The sequence below is a fragment of the Roseomonas sp. TS2 genome (genome assembly GCF_058833935.1).
In genome coordinates this window covers 64,989-85,583 of sequence record NZ_JCACVY010000002.1, presented here as the reverse complement: position 1 = coordinate 85,583, position 20,595 = coordinate 64,989, and the positions used below count along the sequence as shown (strand labels likewise).

Below are 20,595 nucleotides of genomic sequence, written 5' to 3'. Positions count from 1 at the left end.
CACCTGACATGATCGGACCCATCCTCGACTTCTCCGTCCGCAACCGCTGGACGGTGGTGCTGCTGGCCGTCATCGCGGCCTGCATCGGCGCGTGGTCGCTGGCGCGCCTGCCCATCGACGCCACGCCGGACATCACCAACAACCAGGCGCAGATCAACACCGTCGCGCCCTCGCTCTCGCCCTACGAGATCGAGAAGCAGGTGACCTTCCCGATCGAGACGGCGCTGGCGGGCATCCCCGGGCTGGAGAGCACGCGCTCCATCTCCCGCAACGGCTTCAGCCAGGTCACGGCGGTGTTCACCGAGGGCACCGACATCTACTTCGCCCGCCAGCAGGTGCTTGAGCGCCTGATCGAGGCAGGCGAGGCCATGCCGGAAGGCGTGGAACCCCGCCTCGGGCCGGTCTCCACCGGCCTCGGCGAGGTCACGATGTGGACGGTGCGCTTCGCCGATCGCACCCCAGGCGACGTCAAGCCGAACGGTACGCCGGGCTGGCAGGCCGACGGCAGCTACCTGACGCCGGAACGCGAGCGCCTAGCCACGGAGGCGGATCGGGCGACCTACCTGCGGACCGTGCAGGACTGGATCATCCGACCGCAGGTCCGCAACGTGCCGGGCATCGCAGGCGTGGACGCCATCGGCGGCTACACCAAGCAGTACGTGGTCCAGCCCGATCCCGGCCGCCTCATCGCCCTGGGCCTGAGCTTCAGCGACCTCGCCTCCGCGATCGAGCGCAACAACGTCTCGACCGGCGCGGGCTATGTAGAGCGCGGCGGCGAAGGGCTGGTGGTCCGCTCGGGCGGTCGAGTCACCACCGTGGCGGAGCTGGAGCAGGTCGTCGTCACCACCCGTGAGGGCACGCCCATCCTCCTCCGCGACGTCGCGCGGGTCAGCATCGGTCAGGCCCCGCGGACGGGCAGCGCCAGCGGCAACGGCCAGGAGATGGTGGTCGGCACCGCCCTGATGCTCATCGGCGAGAACAGCCGGACGGTGGCCGCCGCCGTCCACGCCAAGGTCGATGAGCTCAAGCGGACCCTGCCGGTCGGCATCGAGGCCACAGCCGTGCTGGACCGCGGCATCCTGGTGGACGCCACCATCAAGACGGTCGCCAAGAACCTCGGCGAAGGCGCGCTCCTCGTCGTGGTGATCCTGTTCCTGATGCTGGGGAACATCCGGGCCGCCATTATCACGGCGATGGTCATCCCCGTCACCATGCTGCTGACCTCCTTCGGCATGGTGCGCGGCGGCATCTCGGCCAACCTGATGTCGCTGGGTGCCCTGGACTTCGGTCTGATCGTCGACGGCGCCGTCATCATCACCGAGAACAGCCTGCGCCACCTATCCGAGCGGCAGCACGAGAAGGGGCGCCTGCTCACCCGGAGCGAGCGCCTGCAGACCGTGGCCGACAGCGCCAAGGAGATGATCCGGCCCTCCCTCTACGGCCAGGGCATCATCATTCTCGTCTACGCCCCCCTGCTCACCTTCACGGGTGTCGAGGGCAAGATGTTCATCCCGATGGCGCTGACCGTCATCATCGCCCTGGCCTTCGCCTTCGTCCTGTCCCTGACCCTGGTCCCGGCGCTCATCGCCATCGCCATCACGGGCCGGGTTCAGGAGAAGGACGTCTGGATCGTGCGGGGCCTCAAGCGTGTCTACGCTCCGGCGCTCGGACGCGCGTTGCGGGCACCGCTGCCCGTGATCGCGGTGGGCGCGCTGCTGTTCGTGGGGTCCCTGGGCCTGTTCTCGCGGTTGGGACAGGAATTCATCCCGCAGCTGGACGAGGGCAACCTCGCGATGCAGGCGCTGCGCATCCCGAGCACCTCGCTGCAGCAGTCCCAGGCCATGCAGTCCGTGCTGGAGCGCCGCATCTCGCGCCTGCCCGAGGTGCAGATCATCTACTCCAAGACCGGCACGGCCGAGGTGGCGTCCGACCCGATGCCGCCGAACGCGTCGGACACCTTCATCATCCTCAAGCCTCGCGACCAGTGGCCCGACCCGTCGCTTCCCAAGGCGGAGCTGGTCCGGCGCATCGAGCAGTCGGTCGCGGGCATCCCGGGTAACGCTCTGGAATTCACCCAGCCCATCCAGATGCGCTTCAACGAGTTGCTGGCAGGCGTGCGCGGCGACCTCGCCGTGAAGGTCTTCGGCGACGAGTACGGGCCGATGCTGCAGGTGGCCGGACAGATCTCGCAGATCCTCAACGGCACCGAGGGCGCTGCGGACGTGAAGGTCGAGCAGGCTACCGGCCTGCCCTTCCTGGAGGTCACGGTGAACCGCACGGAGGTGGCCCGCCGGGGTCTGAGCGTCGCCGACGTCCAGGCCGTGCTGGCTGCGGCGGTCGGCGGCCGGGAATCGGGCATGGTCTACGAGGGCGACCGGCGCTTCGCCATCGTCGTCCGCCTGCAGGAAAGCCTGCGCAACAACCTCGAAGCGCTGCGGAACCTGCCGGTGCCGCTGCCCCCAATCGCTGGCAGGCCCGCCACCTCGGTGCCGCTGCAGCAGCTGGCGAGCCTCACCGTGGTGGAGGGGCCGAATCAGATCAGCCGCGAACAGGGGCGGCGACGCGTCGTCATCCAGGCCAATGCCCGCGGACGCGACATCGGCTCCATCGTGGCCGAGGCGCGGGCGAAGGTTGAGGCGCAGGTGCAGCTGCCGCCCGGCTACACCATCACCTGGGGCGGCCAGTTCGAGAACCTGGCCAAGGCCCGGGACCGCCTGACCGTCGTGGTGCCCGCCTGCTTCCTGCTCATCATCGTCCTGCTGTTCGCGGCGCTGGGATCGGTCCGGGACGCCTTGCTGGTCTTCAGTGGGGTGCCTCTGGCCCTGTCCGGCGGCCTCCTCGCGCTCTGGCTGCGGGACATGCCCTTCTCCGTCCCGGCGGCGGTGGGCTTCATCGCGCTCTCCGGCGTGGCCGTGCTGAACGGCCTGGTGATGGCGACCTCCATCAAGGGCCTCATGCAGCAAGGGCACCTGTCCCTGCGGGATGCGGTCTACCAGGGCGCCATGACCCGCCTGCGGCCTGTGGCCATGACGGCGCTGGTGGCGTCGCTGGGCTTCGTCCCCATGGCCCTGGCCACAGGCGCGGGCGCCGAGGTCCAGAAGCCGCTGGCCACCGTGGTCATCGGCGGCCTGATCAGCGCGACCTTGCTCACCCTGCTCGTGCTGCCCGCCCTCTACGTGCGCTTCGGCCGCGTCCAGAAGCCCGTGCCGGAGGACGCCGTCCCTGCAGGGGCGCAGCACGCTGCGGCCGAGTGAACCCGGCGGGAGGGGCACCAGCCCCTCCCGGCGACAACAATCCACCCACCAACGAGGACATAAGACGTGCGGACCATCCTTCTCGCGGCCCTGGCGGCCGCCTCCCTCTCCACCGGCGCGCTGGCGCAGTCCCATGGCCACAGCGACCAAGGCGCCCATGGCGGCCGCATGCAGGACGTCGTCGGCGTGCATGCCGAGTTGCTGGTGTCCGACCGGACCCTGACGGTCCACCTCTACGACGAGGCCGGGAAGCCGGTGCCGTCGGCGGGCTACACGGTGTCCGCGCTCGTCGGCTCCGGCCAGGGGCGCCAGGTCGTGCAGTTGGCGCCGGGCGCTGAGAACACCCTCGCCGGAACGGCTCAGACCGCTCCTGCCCGCGGCGCCTCCGTGACCCTGCAGGTCAAGAACCCCGCCGGGCGCAGCGGCCAAGCGCGCTACTGAGCCTCGCGGGGGCCGCGTCGTCCATTCCGGGCGCCGCGGCCTCCGCGCCGTCGCGAGAAAGTGCCTGGGCGGCTGCTACCGGCCTTCCTTTAGGGCTTGAACCTCCAGTGGCTGGAGGTGCGATCCACCCGCGCAGGTGGACCACATTGGGTCCCTGCTGGAGATCTGGATGGGACAGGGTCATGACCACGGCGTGGGCAACGCCAACTCGGCCGCCTTGGCCAAGGCTTTGGGGCTGACGGCCGCCTTCCTCCTCGCCGAGGTCGCTGGCGCATACATCTTCAACAGCCTGGCCCTGCTGTCCGACGCGGCGCACATGCTGACGGACGCGCTGGCGCTCGCGGTCGCCCTTGTCGCGATCCGGGTCGGCCGCCGACCGGCCGACCGGCGCCGCACCTGGGGCTACCACCGCTTCGAGATCCTCGCGGCCGCCTTCAACGCCTCGCTGCTTTTCCTTGTGGCCCTGTACATCCTCTACGAGGCCTACCAGCGTTTCCGCGAGCCTGCGGAGGTCGGCAGCCTGGGCATGCTCGCGGTCGCGGCCTTCGGGCTGCTGGTGAACTGGATTGCCATGCGCCTCCTGGCCGGGGGCAGCGAGAGCAGCCTCAACGTCAAGGGCGCCTACCTGGAGGTCTGGAGCGACCTGCTCGGATCCGTCGCGGTCATCGTCGGCGCCCTTGTCATCTGGGCCACCGGCTGGACCTGGGTGGACCCGGTGCTCGGCATCGGCATCGCCTTCTGGGTGCTCCCGCGGACCTGGACCCTGCTGTCGGAGGCCATCGACGTCCTGCTGGAGAGCGTGCCGCGCGGCATCGATCTGGATGCCGTCGAGGAGGCCATGAGCGGGACGGCCGGGGTCCGCGGCATCCACGACCTCCATGTCTGGGCGTTGACCAGTGGCAAGGTCGCGCTGTCGGCGCACGTCGTGGTCGACGCCTCGCTCTCCCGGGAGGACAGGCTGGAGGACGTGCTGGGTGCCATGCTCAGGGAGAGGTTCGGCATCACGCACGTGACTGTCCAGGCCGAACTAGCGGACGCGCACGGCGGGGTCACCGAGGACAGATGGGGCGAGCCGGAACAGGGGCATGCCCATGGTTGAGGGGGCGTCCCTCTATTCCGTCATTCATCTGCGAGTTCGACCGGCGGCAGGATGGTGCTCGCTTGCCCAATGCGCGTGCTCAACGATACGCTGCCACGGCACCGGTCTCGCGCGAGCGGGATAAAAGGGAACGCCGTGCGGCTCTCACCAGGCCAAGTCGGCGGCTACCCCCGTAACTGTGGACAGGTCGCCGATGCTTCGTCTGCCCCTGGGCAGGTCACTGGTGCCGCTTGGCACCGGGAAGGCAGGAGTATCGGCAACGACCTGTGAGCCAGGAGACCTGCCGGTGCATGGTCAACCTTCTTGGTCGGCGCGGGGTGCGCCGACGGGGACAATGTCATGCATGCTCAATCCGCCGGTTCGGCAGCGCCATCGGCAACAACGTCCAGCGCAGGTCGCGCCGTCGCCAGCATCGTCGCGCTGGCTTTCGGGGCCTTCCTCGTTTGGGGTGTCGGCTTCGCCCACAACGACCTCCTGCACAACGCGGCACACGACACGCGCCACTCCAACGGCTTTCCTTGTCACTGAGGCGCGAGATGTTCTCCCACATCAGGCAGCTGTTCGCTGTCGCGCTCATCGCGGGCGCCTTGGCCGGGACCGTTGCGACGGTCGGCCATCAGCTGAGGACGGTGCCCGTCATCCTGGCCGCCGAGGCCTACGAGCAGGCGCCGGAATCCAGCTCCATGCCGTCGGAGGAACACTCAGCCTCTGGAAATGGCACGCAGCACCATGAGGCGGAAACCTGGTCGCCAGAGGACGGTGTTGAACGCACCGTCTACACGCTGGCGGCCGATCTGCTGACGAGCATCGGATACGGGCTGATGTTGGTGGCGGTCCTGTCCCTCGTGAAAACCAACATTGACTGGAAGCAGGGGCTGTTCTGGGGCTTGGCGGGCTTCGTCGTCTTCAGCGTGGCGCCGTCCATGGGATTGCCGCCGAAGCTGCCAGGCACGCCGGTCGCCGACCTGACGGACAGGCAGACCTGGTGGTTGGCAACGGCCGCGCTCACCGGCATGGGTCTAGGTCTGATTCGGTACGGGAAGAACCCGGCCCTCGCCGTGCTGGGGGTGTTCAGCCTGATCCTGCCGCACCTCTACGGGGCGCCTGCTGCTCCTGCCGAGATCCCTGCGGTGCCGGAGGAACTGACACGTCAGTTCGTGGCGGCAGCCATGGTGGTGAGCCTGTTGTCCTGGGCCACGCTGGGAGCAGCGGTCGGCTTGCTGCACAGCCGCCTCATCCAGCGGCGGGGATGAAGCCTAAGCTGGCCTGGGTCTGCTCAGGAGCTTGAACTCGCAAGGGCTGGAGCAGACCTGGGCGGTGCTGGAGGGGTACCAAGTAGGGGCTAAGATTTCTCATCGGGAGGCGGGTGCCGAGCACATCGAAGCGAGTGCTGCCGGAACGGCCTCCTACCCCTCCTCCTGGCCATCTCACGACGTTGTATGGAGAGCGAGATGCCCCCTTGAACCTCTAGTGACTGGAGGTTGTATCTAAGGAACCATCAGCAGGAGATCGCTCGATGGACGGCACGCGCGGCGGCAACATCCCGGGACAGCCGGTGACATGGCGGGTTGAGGGCATGGACTGTGCCTCCTGCGTCGCCAAGGTCGAGAAGGCGGTGAGCCGCCTGCCAGGCGTCACCGACATCAAGGTCAACCTGATGGCCGAGCGGCTTGGCGCCACGCTGTCACCCGACGGCGCGACACCGGAGGCCGTTGAGAAGCAGATCGGGGCCCTTGGCTACAAGGCCACCCGCCTCGAGGTCCCGGCTTCGACTCCGGCACCGACAGCTCCGCCACCGATCTCCTGGCGGGTCGAGGGCATGGATTGTGCCTCCTGCGTCGCCAAGGTTGAGAAGGCCGTTGGCCGCCTCCCGGGGGTCTCCGACGTCTCGGTAAACCTGATGGCCGAGCGGCTGACCCTGCGCCTCGCACCGGGAGCGACGGACGCCGCCGCCGTTGAGAAGCAGATCGGCGCACTGGGCTACAAGGCCAAGGCCCTCGCGCCCCAGGATGGTTCTGCCACGCCGTCTATTCCGGCAGACGGTCACGCCCACGGCGATTGCTGCGGCCATGACCACGATCACGGCCACCAGCATGGTCATGACCACGCCGGGCACGCGCACGGGCAAGCCACTGCCGCGGGCGCCCATTCCCACGCCGCCCATGACCATGCCCATGGCGGCGCGTTCGGCCACTCGCATGCCGACCACGAGGATCCCGCCGACGCGACGAAGCCCTGGTACGCGACGGGCAAGGCGCGGCTGGTCTGGCTGCTGGGCGCCCTCGTGCTCGGCGCCTACGCGCTGTCGTTGGTGCTGCCGCGAAACCTGACCTACCCGCTCTTCCTGATCGCGACGCTGGTTGCCCTGGTGCCGTTCGGCCGCCGTGCCTTCAACCTGGCCCGGGCGGGTTCGCCGTTCTCGATCGAGACACTGATGGTGACTGCGGCCGCGGGCGCGGCCGTGATCGGCGCCGCCGAGGAAGCCGCGGTGGTTGTCCTGCTGTTCGCCCTGGGCGAGCTGCTGGAGAACGTGGCGGCCGGGCGCGCCAGGGCGGGCATCAAGGCCCTGGCCAACCTGATGCCCCGCACGGCCCAGCGCCTGCGGGCGGACGGCTCCACCGAGCAGGTGCCGTCCGACCGCCTGTCGGTCGGCGACCTCGTGCTGGTCCGCCCTGGCGACCGCGTGCCCTGCGACGGCACCATCGAAGAGGGGCAGTCTGCCCTGGACGAAAGCCCGGTCACTGGCGAGAGCGTGCCGGTGAACCGTGGACCCGGGGAGGCCGTCGTCGCCGGTTCCATCAACGCGGACGGCGCGCTGCGCGTGCGCGTGACCCGGGCGGCCACGGACAACACCATCGCCCGCATCATCCGCATGGTGGAGGAGGCCACGGCTTCCCGCGCACCCACCCAGCGCTTCATCGAGCGGTTCTCGACCTACTGGACCCCGGGCGCGATGGTGGTCTCCGCCCTGGTCATCCTGGTACCGCCCTTCCTGCTGGGCTGGGACTGGTGGACCAGCATCTACCGTGGCTTGGCGGTGCTGCTCATCGCCTGCCCCTGTGCCCTGGTGATCTCCGTCCCCGCGGCCCTGGCTTCAGGCCTATCAGCGGGCGCCCGCCGTGGGCTGCTGATCAAGGGCGGCGCGGCGCTGGAGGAAATCGGCGCGGCCAAGACGGTCGCCTTCGACAAGACGGGCACGCTGACGGCGGGCCATCCCAAGGTGACCGACGTGCTCCCGGCGGCCGGGACATCGGCCTGGGATCTCCTGGCCTACGCCGCGGCCGTGGAACAGGGATCCTCGCACCCGCTGGCCAAGGCGGTCATGGCCGAAGCCGGAGCGCGGGGCATTGCGACACCCCCTGCCGCGGATCAGGGCGCCGTGCCGGGCAAGGCCGTCACCGCAACGGTAGGCGGCCGGAAGGTCAGCGTGGGCAGCCCGCGCCATGCGGCGGAGGCTGGTGCCCAGGTGGGCACCCTCGCCGAGCAGGTCACCAAGCTGGAGAGCGAGGGCAAGACGGCGGTCGTCGTAGTCGTGGACGGCACGGCGGCAGGTGTCCTGGCGCTTCGTGACGAGCCGCGGGCGGATGCCGCCGCAGGCGTGGCCGCGCTATCGAAGCTGGGCGTCCGTTCGGTAATGCTGACCGGCGACAACGCCCGGACCGGCGCCGCCATCGCCGGTGGCCTGGGGCTGGACGTGAAGGCGGAACTCCTGCCCGAGGACAAGCTACGGGAGATCGGCGCTCTCCGCGCCGCCGGTTCCGTGGTCATGGTGGGGGACGGCATCAACGACGCCCCGGCGCTCGCGGCCGCCTCGGTCGGCGTGGCTATGGGCGGCGGCACCGACGTCGCCCTGGAGACGGCCGATGCGGCCGTGCTCAAGGACCGCGTCTCCGGTGTCGCGGAACTCGTCGGCCTGTCGCGCTCCACCATGAACAACGTGAAGGCGAACGTGGCCATCGCCGTCGGCCTGAAGGCAGTGTTCCTGGTGACGACGCTGATCGGCGTCACCGGTCTCTGGCCCGCGATCATGGCAGACACCGGCGCGACGGTGCTGGTGACCCTCAACGCATTGCGCCTGCTGGCCTGGAAGCCAGCGGCGCGATCTCCATGCACGTGGCCTGAGCGACCTTCCGCCCCGAAAGGCTGCGAAGACCAGCGGACATGAGCTGCAGGGATTGTTGGCGGCGCACTTTATTGTTAACGAAAGTTAACCGATAAAGCTCCGCCAGTCCCGAAAGGCTCACCATGCCAGACGCGAACGCCATCTCCTTTCAGGCCCCGCCTGTGCTTCGCCGCCGCCATGTCCTCGCGCTACTCGGCGCAGCGGGCCTCACCCTGGATGCCGCGCCAGCTCGCGCCGCCTCGGTGGAGAAGACCGTGAAGCTGGCGCCCGGCCTCTACGAGCTGGTTGTCAGCACCACCACGGGTCTCGTGCACGTGGCGAGCACCGGCCCGCGCGGTGCCGATGACGCCAAGATCCTCGGCCTCGATCCGCGTACCCTGGAGGTTCGCTCCACCATCGAGCTTGGCGCGAACACGGTCTTCGGCCTCGGCGTGAATGACACCACCGGCACGCTGCTCGGCACCGGCACGCGCAGCGGCAGGGTGGTCGCCATCGATCTCCGCAGCGGCAAGGTGAAGGCCGAGATCGGCCAGGGCGAGGACAACCATCCGCGGCAGGTGGTCGTCGACGAGGCGCGCAATCGCGCCTTCGTCTCCAACTTCGGCATCCAGAACAAGCCGAGCGCCGTGTGGGTGGTGGACACGGCCACCAACGGCCTTTCCGACATCATCACGGAAGGGCTGGAGGGTGGCATCTCCGGCCTCGCGCACGACCCTGCCGGGAACCGGGTCTTCGTCGCGGCCCTGCAGACGAACGAGGTCGTGGAGGTGAGCCTCACCCGTCGCGCCGGGGTGCGCCGCTTCGGCTCCGGCGGCGAGGGACCGATCAACCTGGCCTTCCACGCTGCCAGTGGGCGCCTGTTCTGCACCAACCAGAAGAGCGGCCAACTTGCCGTGCTGGATGCCGCCTCCGGTCAGCCGATCAAGGTGCTGGAGACTGGCGCGGGCGCGCTCGGCGTCACCTTCTCGGCCGACGGCGCCGTGGCCTATGTCACCAATCGCGGCGCTGGAACGGTCAGCTTGGTCGACACGCGTGCACTGACGGTGCTGGCCAGCCTGCGGACAGGCACGCACCCGAACACTGTGGCGGTGGACCGGCGCACGGGCCTCGCCTACGTCTCCAACAAGGCTCGTCCGGCACCGCGTCCGGTTCAGGGTCAGCCTCCGGCTCCCGCGCCCGAGGATCCGGATGGTGACACTGTGAGCCTGATCCGTATCTGAACGCGCGGCCTCTCCGGCAGGCAACTGCAGGAGAGGACCTTCAAGGCACCGGAATTGGGATGGTGCGGCCCCGGCATCACTCGCATGCGGCGGCCGTCATCCCCTTGTCCCTCGGGAACGGTGGCGCGCAGTCCTGAACAAAATTCTCAGCGCGGCGCGTCCAACTCGCTCAGGATGAGTTCGTAGAGCTGGCGCGGCCCGAAGGAGAGCAGCGGCCGCGTGTTGACAAAGAACGTCGGCGTCTGACGGACACCGAGGGACTGGAGGTCGGCCGTGTCGGCCTGCAGCACGCGGTCGACCTGCGGCTGCCGCCCGTCCTTCCTGGCCCGCTCGACGTCGAGACCGGCGACCCCCGCGATTCTCCAGGCGTTCGCGAGGCTCGGGGCGCCGTGGGATGCCCACTCCGGCTGCCGGGCGAACAGGGCGTCCAGCACCTGCTCGAAGCGGCCCTGGAGCCGTGCCGCCTCAAGAATTCGGACGGCCTCGTCCGACCCCTGGTGGAACGGCGCGTAGCGCAGCACCAGCCGGACGTCCTCCGGGTGGCGCGCCAGGATCTGGCCGAGGATCGGGTGGAACGCGCGGCACGCCTCGCAGGCCGGGTCGAAGAACTCGACGAGGGTCACGCGCGCGTCGGCCTTGCCGACGACGGGGGAATGCGGTCGGACGTAGGTGTCGTCCTGTCCGGTCGTCGCGGGGCCCGCGATGTCGCCGTGCGGGTACAGCCAGTACCCGACGCCGAAGGCCGCAAGGGCCACGGCGCCGGTGCCGAGGGTGATGGCGCGCCGGTTCATGCCTTGCGCCCTCCCCGGGCGAGGAGGGTCAGCAGGATCAGGATGCTGGTGAAGGACAGTAACGAGAGCATGGGCAGCGGCGCCCAGCCCAGCAGCATCATGCCTTCGCCGGAGCAGGAGGGACCCGACGCCGTGCACGGCTGGATGGTCTGCGGCGCCACGCCGTAGAACAGCAGCGTGTGCCACCCAGCGACCAGCCAGCCGATGACGGCCAGCGGCAGGGCATAGCGCCAGATCCCGGCGTCGGAGCGGTAGCAGGCGATGGACAGCAGCACGGCGAGCGGGAACATGAAGGCGCGCTGGTGCCAGCAGAGAGAGCACGGCGCCTGGCCCATGACCTCGCCGACAAAGAGGGCACCGAGGCTGGCGGCGAGCGCCACGATCCATGCCGCGAACAGCACGGGCCACATCTCGGCTGCGGGCGCGTCACTGCGAGACGTGGCGGTCATGCGCGCCACTCCATACGGGCAGGGTGTTGGCGGCTACCGAGGCAAGCGGCGCCAGGTCGGTGGAGGTAGCCCACCGGGGCTGCCGAGGATGACGGCATAAACGGACCTCCTTGCACGAGGTTAGTGGGCGCCGCTGCCATGGCCTGCGCTTGGCTGGCGCATCGTGACCTGGACCGGAGCGTCGAGGCTTGTCCCGTCATCGAACCGGAGGGTCAGGGTGAACCCTTGGCCTGCCTTGAGGTCAGCATGGGGCTTCATCAGCATCAGGTGCAGGCCGCTCGGCTCGAAGCGGACGGTCCCGCCTTGCGGCAAGGCCACGCCATCGGGGCGCGGGCGCATCCTGGCTACCCCGTCCTCGACGATGCTCTCGTGGATCTCGACCGCCTCAGCGACCGGCGTGCTGCCGCCCACGAGGCGCAGCGGCTTGCTGCCACCGTTGCGGAGGTTGAGGTAGGCGACCGCGGTGCCGATCCGCGCCAGGGCGGGGCGTGACCAAGCCTGTTCGGCCACAACAGCCGGGTGCTGCTGAGCGAGGGCCTGACCCGCGGCGATGGACGGCAAGGCGGCCAGAAGGATGCGGCGCCTCACGACGAGCGTTCCCCGGCGGTCGCGGAAGTCGGGGCCGCGTCGTTTAGTGCCAGCCGGATCTTGGCGACGGCGGTCTGGACGGGCTCGTGCGTGTCGAGGAAGCCACGCAGCCTCCCGTCCGGCCCGATCAGGTAGATGGAGGCGGTGTGTTCCATGACGTAGGCGTCTCCTCCGGTCGATACCTTGCGGTAGTAGGTGCGGAACGCCTTCGCCGCCTGCGCTATCTCTGCCTCCGACCCGCTCAGGCCGATGAGCGAAGGGTGGAAATGCGCCACGTAGGTGGCCAGCAGGTCCGGCTTGTCGCGGTCCGCGTCGACGCTGATGAACAGGGGGCGCACCGCCGCAGCCTCTGGCTGCGTCAGGCCATCGAGGGCCTCAGCGATGTAGGCCAGCCCGGTGGGGCAGACGTCTGGACAATGGGTGAAGCCGAAGAAGACCAGCCGCACGCGCCCGGCGAAGGTCTCGTCGGTGACGCGGCGCCCCGTGTGGTCGGTCAACGCGAAGGGCGAGCCGATGAGCTGCTGCATCGCGCCGGAACGCGACGGCGCGGCATCCCGTTTGGCGGCCAGCATCCACTCCGACAGCCACCATCCCAAGGCGCTCCCGACAGGGATGCCGACGCCCAGGGTGGCCAGCAGGGTTCTGCGGTTCATCCCCACGTCCTTTCATGTCGGAGGTCGGCGGCGCCTTGATGCCCCGTCAGCGCCGCGGGCGCGGCACCGGCGGCGGACGGCGCCAATTCCGCGTTCCATGCGGCGGTCCGCGTGCGCCCGCCCAGCACCAGGACGGCCGCACCGAGGAAGATCAGCGTGTCCGCGACATTGAAGGCGGGCCAGTGGTAGCCCGCCCAGTGGAAGTCGAGGAAATCGGTCACGGCTCCCTGGCGCAGGCGGTCGACGACGTTTCCGAGGGCGCCGCCCGCGATCAGCCCGGCGGCCAAGCCGTGACGTGGCCGCGGGTCCCTGGCGAGCCAGACGCAGAAGCCCAGCACCACCGCCGTCGCGAAGCCGGACAGCAGCCAGGGCGTCGCCGGGCTGTCGGCCGCCAGCAGGCCGAAGCTGACCCCGCGGTTGAAGCCCAGGGTCAGGTTGAAGAACGGGGCCACCGGGATCAGGCGCGGCGGGTCCATCACCTCGGAGAGGATCCACCACTTCGAGAGCTGGTCGAGCGACGTCCCCAGGAGCGCGGTCGCGGCGGCCAGCGCCCAGGTGAACCTCGGCCCCTTCCTGCTGCCCTCAGGCATCGGTGTTGCCTTGGGAGCCGATCCCGCCGCCACTGAACTTGGGTGCCCTGCAGCACGCCATCTCTCGCCCCCTTGCCGTCACGGGAGATGCGTGCCTTGCGCCGGTGCTCCCAGGCTCCATACATGCACCCTGTAGCCGCTACAGGGTCAACGACTTGATTGCAGAAAGTTCATTCAACATCGGAGCCTTGGCCCGGGCGACCGGCACGAAGGTCGAGACCGTCCGCTGGTACGAGAAGGTCGGGCTGCTGCCCCCGCCAGCGCGCAGTGCCGGGAACTACCGGACCTACGGCGAGGCCCACCTCGGCCGCCTCAGCTTCATCAGGCGGGCGCGCGAACTCGGCTTCTCGCTGGAGCAGATCCGCACCCTGCTGGGCCTCGTCGGCCAGCCGGAGCTTCCCTGCGAAGCAGTCGACGCGATCGCGCGCGAGCACCTGGCGGAGGTCGAGCGCAAGATCGCGGACCTTCAGGCGCTCCGCCGGGAACTGGATGCCCTGGTCGGGCAGTGTGGCTGCGGCACCGTGTCCGAGTGCCGCATCGTCGAGGCGCTCGCTCCGACGCCGGAGGCGCTCGCCGCAGTGGCCGGGTCGCCTCCGTCCCGGTCTCGCTGAGGCTTTCATCCACTTTCCGCCTTCGCTGCGGAAGATTGACCACGACGCGCCGATCCTAGATCGGCGCCCGTCCAACGCCGGGTTGCCGGGCGGCCTTGAAGCGCGTCAGTTCCTCGAGGAACGCGGGGCAGGCGCGTTGCCCGGCCTCGAAGCCAGTGTCCTGCGGCGGGGGGAGAGGTCCGCCGTCCTCGGCGTGGAGCGCCTCCACGATGCCGAGCAGGCGGGGCCTCAGCCAAGTGTTGAACGCCTGCGTCGCGGCGCCCTCGCCGTTGGCGGCGGCCGGTTGGAACTCGCCCAGGCGCTGGCTGAGCCTGGGTGTCACGCGCTGCCAGAACTCCCGCATGGACACGTGGATGCGGTCGTGGTCCTCGAGCGCGGCCACGATCGCGCCGATGTAGAGGCACGCGTTGCCCGCGAACTCCTCCGGGACCTCCAGCCTTGCGGCCTCGACCTCCAGCCGGACCTCCACGCGCGAGAGGCGCCAGCAGGCGTCGCCGTTGCCTGCCACTGATCGTGCCTCAAGGACGGGGCGCAGGCGGGGCTTGATGATCTCGGGGGTGCCGTAGACGTTCTGGAGGCGGACCTCGCCGTTCACCTCGCGGGTTCGCAGCGGCACGCGCACAACGGGCGGCGGTGACTCCGGGACTTCGAGGATGACGACTTCCGGCGGCACCGGAGGTTCCGCGAGGCACGCCGCATTGGCGGCAGACGGCATGGCCGCCACGCCTGCAGCCAGGACAAAGAGGCAAGCGGCCAGAGTGCGCAGTCGCGTAGGTCCTGGAGCAGCCGTCGCTGATGTTGCGTGCATCGTCCTCACGGCCCTTTGCATGCCCGAATTGGCTGTCCGTGCGGGCATGGCGACTCTACTTCCGCAATCCTCGGCGTCGAAGGCTCATCCGCTCACCGCAACAAAATGATGCAAACCTTTCTCAGGCTACGTCACCGTCCGCTTTGTGGAGATCCAATGCGGCTGGAAAGTACCGGCTGTGGGCACAATGCCGTCATGACCTGAGTTGGCCGACAGTGTACTGGCAGATCATAGAACCTGCTCTGGCAGAAGAGGGCATTTGCCTTCAGGCACCAGACCACCGGGTTCGGACCAGAGCCGACTGCTGTGAAGCACCGCCCTCCAAGTCTGGCTCATCGAAGCAGCAGTCGGCTTCCAGCGAACAATAGGACGGCAGCGAGGATGTAGCGGGTGGCTCGCTCCGGCATCCAGCGCTGGCCGATAGAGGCGCCTAGCACGGCCCCGACGAGGGCTCCGACCGAGTAGAGGCCGGTGCCCGGGGCGATCTGCTGGCCTGCGGTCAGGGCACCCGCGAGGCCGAGCACCGAGTTGAACAGGATGAACGGGGCCGAGATGCCCGCCGCGCGCTTGACCGAGGCCCAGCCGAAGAGCACGAGTTGCGGCACCAGGAAGACGCCGCCCCCGACGCCGGTGACCCCTGAAAGGAACCCGGCCGCCGCTCCCGCCAGCATCGCGGGCAGGAGGCGGACTGGGGCGGTGTCGGCCGACGCCTTCCGGCGGGACAGCATGAGACCCGCGGCCGCGATGAGCAGGATCCCGGTCGCCATGAAGTAGTGGGGGCCGTCGAGGACCAGCAGGCCGCCGAGGAAGGCCGTCACCAGCGAGGGCAGCGTGATCGGCAGCAGCAGGCGCCAGTCGATTGCACCGGACCGATGGAGCCGCCAGGTGGCGTAGCTGGCGGCCACGATGTTCAGCAGCAGCGCGGTCGGCCGCATCTCGGCGGCCGGAAACCCCGCGAAGGCCATGACGGCCAGGAACGCCGTCCCTCCTGCCTGCCCGACGGTGGCGTAGAGGAGCGACACGCAGGCGATGATGAAGGTCAGGAGGACGGCGTGATCCATGATGGATTGCTGTCCCGGCTCGGGATCTGGTGCAAGCCAGGTGCCTACCTGAGTGCTCGCCCGGCGGGCCGTGTCGCTGTCCAGCGCGACGCCGGTGGCATCGCCAGCCCTGAGGATGGACCAGCAGGTGCAGGCAGCGGCGCAACCTCGACAGCCAACCATGGCCAGAAATCATTCGTCGCGAACGAACAAAAGGACTGCAACGTTCATCGCCTAGATCTGAGCGGGTCAGGGCAGGAGGTCAGCTCGACCGGCCGCGCTGCCTATCATCAAACAGGTCTGGAGTTCCCATGTCCGTCTCGAAAGTTCTTTCTCTTGGTCTCGGTGTACTTCTCCTGGCCGGTCCCGCCCTCGCTCAGGAGAGTGCGGGAGCGTCGGAGAACCCCACCCGCTTCGGTATCGCGGTGAGCCGGGGTGAGGTTGGAGCGGGTGCTCCGGGAAACAGCCGGTCCGCTAAGGGCAGTCCCCTGAATGTGCTCATGGAGACCAGCGAGCGAACTCTGCCTCCGCTGGAGGAGAGCATCGCGCTCACGAACAACGCGCCGAGCAGCGACGCCAACCAGCGGAGCTACGACGGTCATCCCTGGAGCCATCACCTGTCACAGCTGCAGACCCGGCCCGGCGGCAGCACTCAGGTCACGGCTGGCAGCCTCGGCGGCTGAGCAACCTGCCAGCGAGGTGCAGGCGGTCGCCGGGACCTCGGTCATGGATGAAAGATGGCGGCTCCGGAGGGGCAGGGTCTCCCCTCCGGCTGGAGGCGACTCTGGAGCGCCATCGGGGCCAGCCCTGTCCTCGGATCAGCATCCCGCTTCGGCAAGCAAGTGCTTCGTCGAGGCGGGAGCATTCGGGGCGCCGCTGACTACATCCCCTCAGGACGTGGGCTGGTCGAGGTCATCTCGGCGACGGCCCAGAAGACCAGCAGCATCACGACGATCTCCCAGCCAATGGAGGCCGCCAAGCGGGCGCCAGAGCCCGGCTCGCCCGCGGCCAGGGCCGGTGTCAGCCGGAAGCGGTGCCACGCGGCGAAGCCCAGGAGGACACCGACCAGCGCCACCTTCGTGAGCAGTGCCCAGCCATAGGCGGTGGTCACGAGCAGGTTCAGTTGCCCGACCAGCAGCCAAGCCAGCGTCACCCCGGCCACGACGAGGACAGCAACGAGCCAGGATGCTGCCCGCGTCCACCCCTCGACCATGCTGGCGGCCCGCGGACCGGCCCGCCTGGAGGCGATCAGGAGCGGCCAGAGGCTGCCAGCCCAAAAGGCCGCGGCAAGGAGGTGCACCACCAGTGCCGTGGCCAGCAGCCACCGCGGCTGGTGCTGGGTCGTGTGGCCGACCTGCGTGAAGCTGGCCGCGACCGCCAGCACGCCAGCGGCCCCGAGCACCAGCGCCGCGCGCCCGATCCACGTCGCCAACGCCACGGCCAGCAGGCCTGCCCAGGTGACCAGCACGGACACGCCGGGACGGGAACCCAGCATCATGTCCCAGACCTCGGCATCGAACGGGTCACCGTCCGAGGCCAAGGCGACCTGGGTCGCCAGCCAGGCAAGGCTGGATCCCAGGCCAGCCGCCACCATGACCAGGGCGAGGCGGCGGCAAGCGGTGGCGTCACCGGCCTCCTGCAGGCGCCCGAAGCCCATGGCGAAGATGGCGAGGCCCGCCGCACCGAGGCACGACACGTAGTATGCGAGGCGCAGCGCCACGGAGAGGGCGCGCAGGGGGTCCGGCTCGGCCCCCAGCATTTCGAGGATCACCGGGCCGGGTTCACCGCGAAGCGCACCGCCCCGCTCATGACGTGGCCGTCGTCGCCCATCGCGCGCCACTCGAGCCGGTAGGCGCCGGGACGCAGAGGCCCGGCCACCATGGCGGTCACCTGGCTGGAGGCGGCCCGGCCGCCCTCGCGGCGCACCTGTTGCTCCTTGCCGCTTTCGTCGAGCAGGCGCAGCGAGGTCACGCGGCAGTCCTCGGTGAAGGCCAGGTTGAGCGTGCGCGGGGACGCGTTCAGCGTCGCGCCATCGGCCGGGTCCGACGAGTGCAGCATCGCGTGCGCGGAGGCGGCCCCGGGAGCCAGGATGCCGAGGGCGGCGGCCAGGATGCCGTGGCGGAGGAAGGTGAGGCGAGAAAGCATGGGATCTCCTGTCAGCGTTCGCCGGGTCTGCCGCCCCGGCGAAGGTCCGACCTCCTCAATAGGCAGGCAGTTGACGCGGTGCAGCCGCGTTATTCCACCAATTTGTTGCTGGTCACCGCGAACTGCATCGGGACCGCGAGCAGGTGGATCTCACCGCGCGGGCTGCCGGGACAGCCAGGTCCGCAGGTGGCTGATCTCCTGCTGCTGCTTCTGGATGACCTCCTCAGCCACCTTCCGCATCTCAGGGTCGCGGCCGTGCTCGAGTTCCACGCGGGCCATATCGATGGCGGCCTGGTGATGCTTGGCCATCATGCTCGCGAAGTCGCGGTCCGCGTTGCCGGAGGGAGCTTCGGCAGCCATCTCCCGGTTCATCTTCTCCATGGCGGCGTGGTACCCGGCCGTCGCGCCCTGGGCCGTCGCCGACTGGCTGGCGCCCTGGGCCAGCGAGGGCGCAGCCCACAGGAGCGGGGCGGCAAGGATGGCCAGGGCGGCCGTATGGGCTGCGCGGCGGTCGATCGTCATCGGGTTCGGTCCTTTCCTGTGGCGGGAAGCGGTGCCCAGGGACCACGCCGTGCGCGGCACGGCCGGTGAACATCGTTCCCGTTGCCGACTTAACGGTCGCTGAGGGCGGCCGGTCCGGCGTCCGATTAAAACCTTTTATTGCCGACCACGCCGACGGCCCGGCGGGGGAGCCGCACCGTCACCAGCGTTCCGCGCCCCGCAGCGCTCTCGATCGTCAGCCCGCCACCGTGGGCCTCGACGATGGCGCGCGCGGTCGAGAGACCGAGGCCGCTCCCGCCGCCCGCCGCGCGCGTTCGGTCGCCGCGGAAGAACGGCTCGGTGACGCGGGGCAGGTCCTCCGGAGGGATGCCGGGGCCGTTGTCGCCGACCCGCACCAGCACCTCGTCGGCACGGGCCTCGACCTCCACCCAGGGATCGCAACCGTGCCGCGCGGCGTTGGCCACCAGGTTCGTCACGGCGCGCTTCACGGCGACTCGCCGCACTGGCGCGACGGCCTCCTCGTCCATGCGCCCCTCCCGGACGGGGACGCCCGCCTCGGCGAACTCGTCCACGACGGTGCGGAGGAGCGCGGCGAACGCCAGCGGCTGGACGGCCTCACCGGCATGCCCCCCGCGCAGGTAGGCGAGGACGTCGGAGACCATGGTCTCCATCTCCGCCAGGTCGCGCCGGACCGATTCCTGGACCTCGTCCGGCATCTCCTCGGCTCGCAGGCGCAAGCGAGCGATCGGCGACATCAGGTCGTGCGAGAGCGCGCCGAGGGCCAGCGTCCGCTGCCGGAACGCGTCGCGCGTCTTGGCGGCCATCTCGTTCAGCGCCTCGGTCAGCTGCCTTACCTCGCGGGGACCGGAAGCCGCTGGGAGCGGCGCCGCGCGCTCGACGTTCATGTTGGAGACGGTCCTCGCAAGGACGGCAACAGGCGCCGAGACGGAGCGCACGGCGACGCCCACGGCCAGCAGCAGCGCCAGGCCGATGGCGGCCGCGTAGAGGTGCAGCGCGCTCCGGTCGGCGGACAGGACGTTGAGCGACGCGATCTCCACGTCGAGCCACGAACCGTCCTGGAGGCGCGCCATGGCACCGATGTCGACGATCCGGTCCGATGCCGTGTCGTGGCGCCCGGGACGGACCTGCACCTCGGTGGCCAGCCCGGACAGCGCCATGGTGCGGGCCGCCACCGTGCCCCAGTCGCCCCTGAGGGGGTGTTCCGGCGTGGGCACCGGGTCACGTTGCCAATGCACGCTCAGGTCCACCCGGGACAGGGCATGCGCCACCTGGTCGCGGTCCGCCTCGGGCGCCGCGCCCACGGCGTCCATCAGCGCGGCGAGGCGGTGGGCCAGCAGTTCCTCGGTCCCGCGCTCTACCGCCTGCCGGAGGAGGATATCGTGGACCCCCACCATGGCCGCGAAGAGGACCGCGAAGCCGATCGTCAGCGCCGTGAGCGTCCGCGCGGCCAGGGATTGCGGGACAAGGCGCCTCACGCTGACCATTCCACAGGGCTGGAGAGCAGGTAGCCGATGCCCCGCACGGTCTTGATCAGGCCTGGCTCGCCATCCTCGTGTGGGCGAGGCCCCAGCTTGGCGCGCAACCGGCTGATCTGCACGTCCATGGAGCGGTCCAGCCCTCCGTAGGGACGGTTCCGGGCGAGGTCGAGGAGCTGGTCCCTGGTCAGGATTCGCTGCGGCCGCTCCACGAAGGCGAGCAGCAGGTCGTACTCGCCGCTGGTCAGTTCGACGGCCGCCCCATCCGGCCGGAGCAGTTCGCGCCGCCGGGTATGCAGGGACCATCCCGCGAAGTGTGCCACGACGCGGCCGTGCGCATCCGGTGAACCCTCCGCCCTCCCGGTGCGGCGCAGAACCGCACGGATGCGCGCGACCAGCTCACGCGGGTCGGCGGGCTTCACCACGAAGTCGTCGGCACCCAGCTCCAGGCCGACGACGCGGTCCGAGGTCTCGGCCAGGGCGGTGAGGACGATCACCGGCACCCTCCCCTCGGCTCGGAGGTCCCGGCACAGTTCGAACCCCGACCTGCCGGGCAGCATCACGTCGAGCAGGACGAGGTCCACCGCCGCCGTCGCGAGGAGGCGCCGCATCTCCACGCCGTCCTGGGCGCCGGTGGCCCGGAACCCGTTCCGGCGCAGCAGGGAGAGCAGGAGCTTGCGAAGGTCCCCGTCATCCTCGACGACCAGGATGTGCCTCCCTTCGCCGGACATCGGGGGGAGGTCCGCGGGCAATGGCCCCCGATGTCCTTCGGTGTCGAAGCGGTCC

At 69.8% G+C, this 20,595-nt stretch carries 21 protein-coding genes and 1 riboswitch; of the genes, 9 read left to right on the top strand and 12 right to left on the bottom strand.

The genetic code is table 11. The annotated features are described in order from the left end of the window. Positions 1-8 precede the first annotated feature (8 nt). The 7 genes from ACZJYS_RS00975 to ACZJYS_RS00945 all read left to right on the top strand — a co-directional run bounded on the left by ACZJYS_RS00975 (position 9) and on the right by ACZJYS_RS00945 (position 10,137). On the top strand, positions 9-3,254 hold the full coding sequence (locus tag ACZJYS_RS00975; protein ID WP_493175240.1) for an efflux RND transporter permease subunit: 3,246 nt from the start codon (positions 9-11) through the stop codon (positions 3,252-3,254). A 66-nt stretch (positions 3,255-3,320) separates the two neighbouring features. After that, positions 3,321-3,695: a hypothetical protein gene (locus ACZJYS_RS00970; protein WP_493175239.1), complete on the top strand. Its 375-nt coding sequence runs from the start codon at positions 3,321-3,323 to the stop codon at positions 3,693-3,695. A gap of 193 nt (positions 3,696-3,888) precedes the next feature. Next, the gene (locus tag ACZJYS_RS00965; RefSeq protein WP_493175237.1) at positions 3,889-4,794 is read left to right on the top strand and encodes a cation diffusion facilitator family transporter; all 906 of its coding nucleotides are present in this window, start codon (positions 3,889-3,891) and stop codon (positions 4,792-4,794) included. Between the two features lie 85 nt (positions 4,795-4,879). Next, a riboswitch (cobalamin riboswitch) is annotated at positions 4,880-5,096 on the top strand. 37 nt (positions 5,097-5,133) lie between these two features. After that, positions 5,134-5,322, top strand: a complete 189-nt coding sequence (locus ACZJYS_RS00960) for a CbtB domain-containing protein (protein WP_493175235.1) — start codon at positions 5,134-5,136, stop codon at positions 5,320-5,322. An 8-nt stretch (positions 5,323-5,330) separates the two neighbouring features. After that, positions 5,331-6,047: a CbtA family protein gene (locus tag ACZJYS_RS00955; RefSeq protein ID WP_493175233.1), complete on the top strand. Its 717-nt coding sequence runs from the start codon at positions 5,331-5,333 to the stop codon at positions 6,045-6,047. A 263-nt stretch (positions 6,048-6,310) separates the two neighbouring features. Further along, complete coding sequence (locus tag ACZJYS_RS00950) at positions 6,311-8,959, top strand: heavy metal translocating P-type ATPase (RefSeq protein WP_493175231.1); 2,649 nt, start codon at positions 6,311-6,313, stop codon at positions 8,957-8,959. An 80-nt stretch (positions 8,960-9,039) separates the two neighbouring features. Next, positions 9,040-10,137, top strand: a complete 1,098-nt coding sequence (locus ACZJYS_RS00945) for a YncE family protein (RefSeq protein ID WP_493175229.1) — start codon at positions 9,040-9,042, stop codon at positions 10,135-10,137. Between the two features lie 146 nt (positions 10,138-10,283). Here ACZJYS_RS00945 and ACZJYS_RS00940 read toward each other — a convergent pair whose 3' ends face one another. The 5 genes from ACZJYS_RS00940 to lspA all read right to left on the bottom strand — a co-directional run bounded on the left by ACZJYS_RS00940 (position 10,284) and on the right by lspA (position 13,208). Continuing rightward, positions 10,284-10,928 (bottom strand): DsbA family protein, encoded by a 645-nt coding sequence (locus tag ACZJYS_RS00940; protein WP_493175227.1) that lies wholly within the window; start codon positions 10,926-10,928, stop codon positions 10,284-10,286. Continuing rightward, the gene (locus ACZJYS_RS00935) at positions 10,925-11,377 is read right to left on the bottom strand and encodes a disulfide bond formation protein B (RefSeq protein WP_493175225.1); all 453 of its coding nucleotides are present in this window, start codon (positions 11,375-11,377) and stop codon (positions 10,925-10,927) included. Before ACZJYS_RS00935 ends, ACZJYS_RS00940 begins: the two co-directional genes overlap by 4 nt. Before the next feature lie 120 nt (positions 11,378-11,497). Continuing rightward, the gene (locus tag ACZJYS_RS00930) at positions 11,498-11,965 is read right to left on the bottom strand and encodes a copper chaperone PCu(A)C (RefSeq protein ID WP_493175223.1); all 468 of its coding nucleotides are present in this window, start codon (positions 11,963-11,965) and stop codon (positions 11,498-11,500) included. Then, positions 11,962-12,618 carry an SCO family protein gene (locus tag ACZJYS_RS00925; RefSeq protein ID WP_493175221.1) on the bottom strand — a complete coding sequence of 219 codons (657 nt, stop codon included), beginning with the start codon at positions 12,616-12,618 and terminating at the stop codon, positions 11,962-11,964. Before ACZJYS_RS00925 ends, ACZJYS_RS00930 begins: the two co-directional genes overlap by 4 nt. Further along, positions 12,615-13,208, bottom strand: a complete 594-nt coding sequence (lspA, locus tag ACZJYS_RS00920; RefSeq protein ID WP_493175219.1) for a signal peptidase II — start codon at positions 13,206-13,208, stop codon at positions 12,615-12,617. Before lspA ends, ACZJYS_RS00925 begins: the two co-directional genes overlap by 4 nt. A 179-nt stretch (positions 13,209-13,387) precedes the next feature. Between lspA and ACZJYS_RS00915 the strand changes: the two genes are divergently transcribed. Beyond that, complete coding sequence (locus ACZJYS_RS00915) at positions 13,388-13,819, top strand: MerR family transcriptional regulator (protein ID WP_493175291.1); 432 nt, start codon at positions 13,388-13,390, stop codon at positions 13,817-13,819. 55 nt (positions 13,820-13,874) lie between these two features. Here ACZJYS_RS00915 and ACZJYS_RS00910 read toward each other — a convergent pair whose 3' ends face one another. Further along, on the bottom strand, positions 13,875-14,534 hold the full coding sequence (locus tag ACZJYS_RS00910; protein ID WP_493175217.1) for a hypothetical protein: 660 nt from the start codon (positions 14,532-14,534) through the stop codon (positions 13,875-13,877). 425 nt (positions 14,535-14,959) lie between these two features. Then, complete coding sequence (locus ACZJYS_RS00905; protein WP_493175215.1) at positions 14,960-15,688, bottom strand: sulfite exporter TauE/SafE family protein; 729 nt, start codon at positions 15,686-15,688, stop codon at positions 14,960-14,962. Between the two features lie 479 nt (positions 15,689-16,167). Here ACZJYS_RS00905 and ACZJYS_RS00900 point away from each other — a divergent pair, with 479 nt between their 5' ends. Continuing rightward, positions 16,168-16,350, top strand: a complete 183-nt coding sequence (locus ACZJYS_RS00900) for a hypothetical protein (RefSeq protein ID WP_493175213.1) — start codon at positions 16,168-16,170, stop codon at positions 16,348-16,350. Positions 16,351-16,547: 197 nt separating this feature from the next. On the opposite strand, the gene ACZJYS_RS00895 is transcribed toward ACZJYS_RS00900, so the two are convergent. The 5 genes from ACZJYS_RS00895 to ACZJYS_RS00875 form a co-directional block, all read right to left on the bottom strand. Then, positions 16,548-17,438, bottom strand: coding sequence for a CopD family protein (locus ACZJYS_RS00895; protein WP_493175211.1), 891 nt, complete (start codon positions 17,436-17,438; stop codon positions 16,548-16,550). Continuing rightward, the gene (locus tag ACZJYS_RS00890) at positions 17,435-17,812 is read right to left on the bottom strand and encodes a copper resistance CopC family protein (protein ID WP_493175209.1); all 378 of its coding nucleotides are present in this window, start codon (positions 17,810-17,812) and stop codon (positions 17,435-17,437) included. Before ACZJYS_RS00890 ends, ACZJYS_RS00895 begins: the two co-directional genes overlap by 4 nt. Positions 17,813-17,962: 150 nt before the next feature. After that, complete coding sequence (copM, locus tag ACZJYS_RS00885) at positions 17,963-18,334, bottom strand: CopM family metallochaperone (RefSeq protein WP_493175207.1); 372 nt, start codon at positions 18,332-18,334, stop codon at positions 17,963-17,965. A 125-nt stretch (positions 18,335-18,459) separates the two neighbouring features. Beyond that, the gene (locus ACZJYS_RS00880) at positions 18,460-19,818 is read right to left on the bottom strand and encodes an ATP-binding protein (RefSeq protein ID WP_493175205.1); all 1,359 of its coding nucleotides are present in this window, start codon (positions 19,816-19,818) and stop codon (positions 18,460-18,462) included. Continuing rightward, a complete protein-coding gene (locus tag ACZJYS_RS00875) occupies positions 19,806-20,540 on the bottom strand; it encodes a response regulator (RefSeq protein ID WP_493175289.1) in 735 nt (244 codons plus the stop codon). Before ACZJYS_RS00875 ends, ACZJYS_RS00880 begins: the two co-directional genes overlap by 13 nt. Between the last annotated feature and the right edge of the window lie 55 nt (positions 20,541-20,595).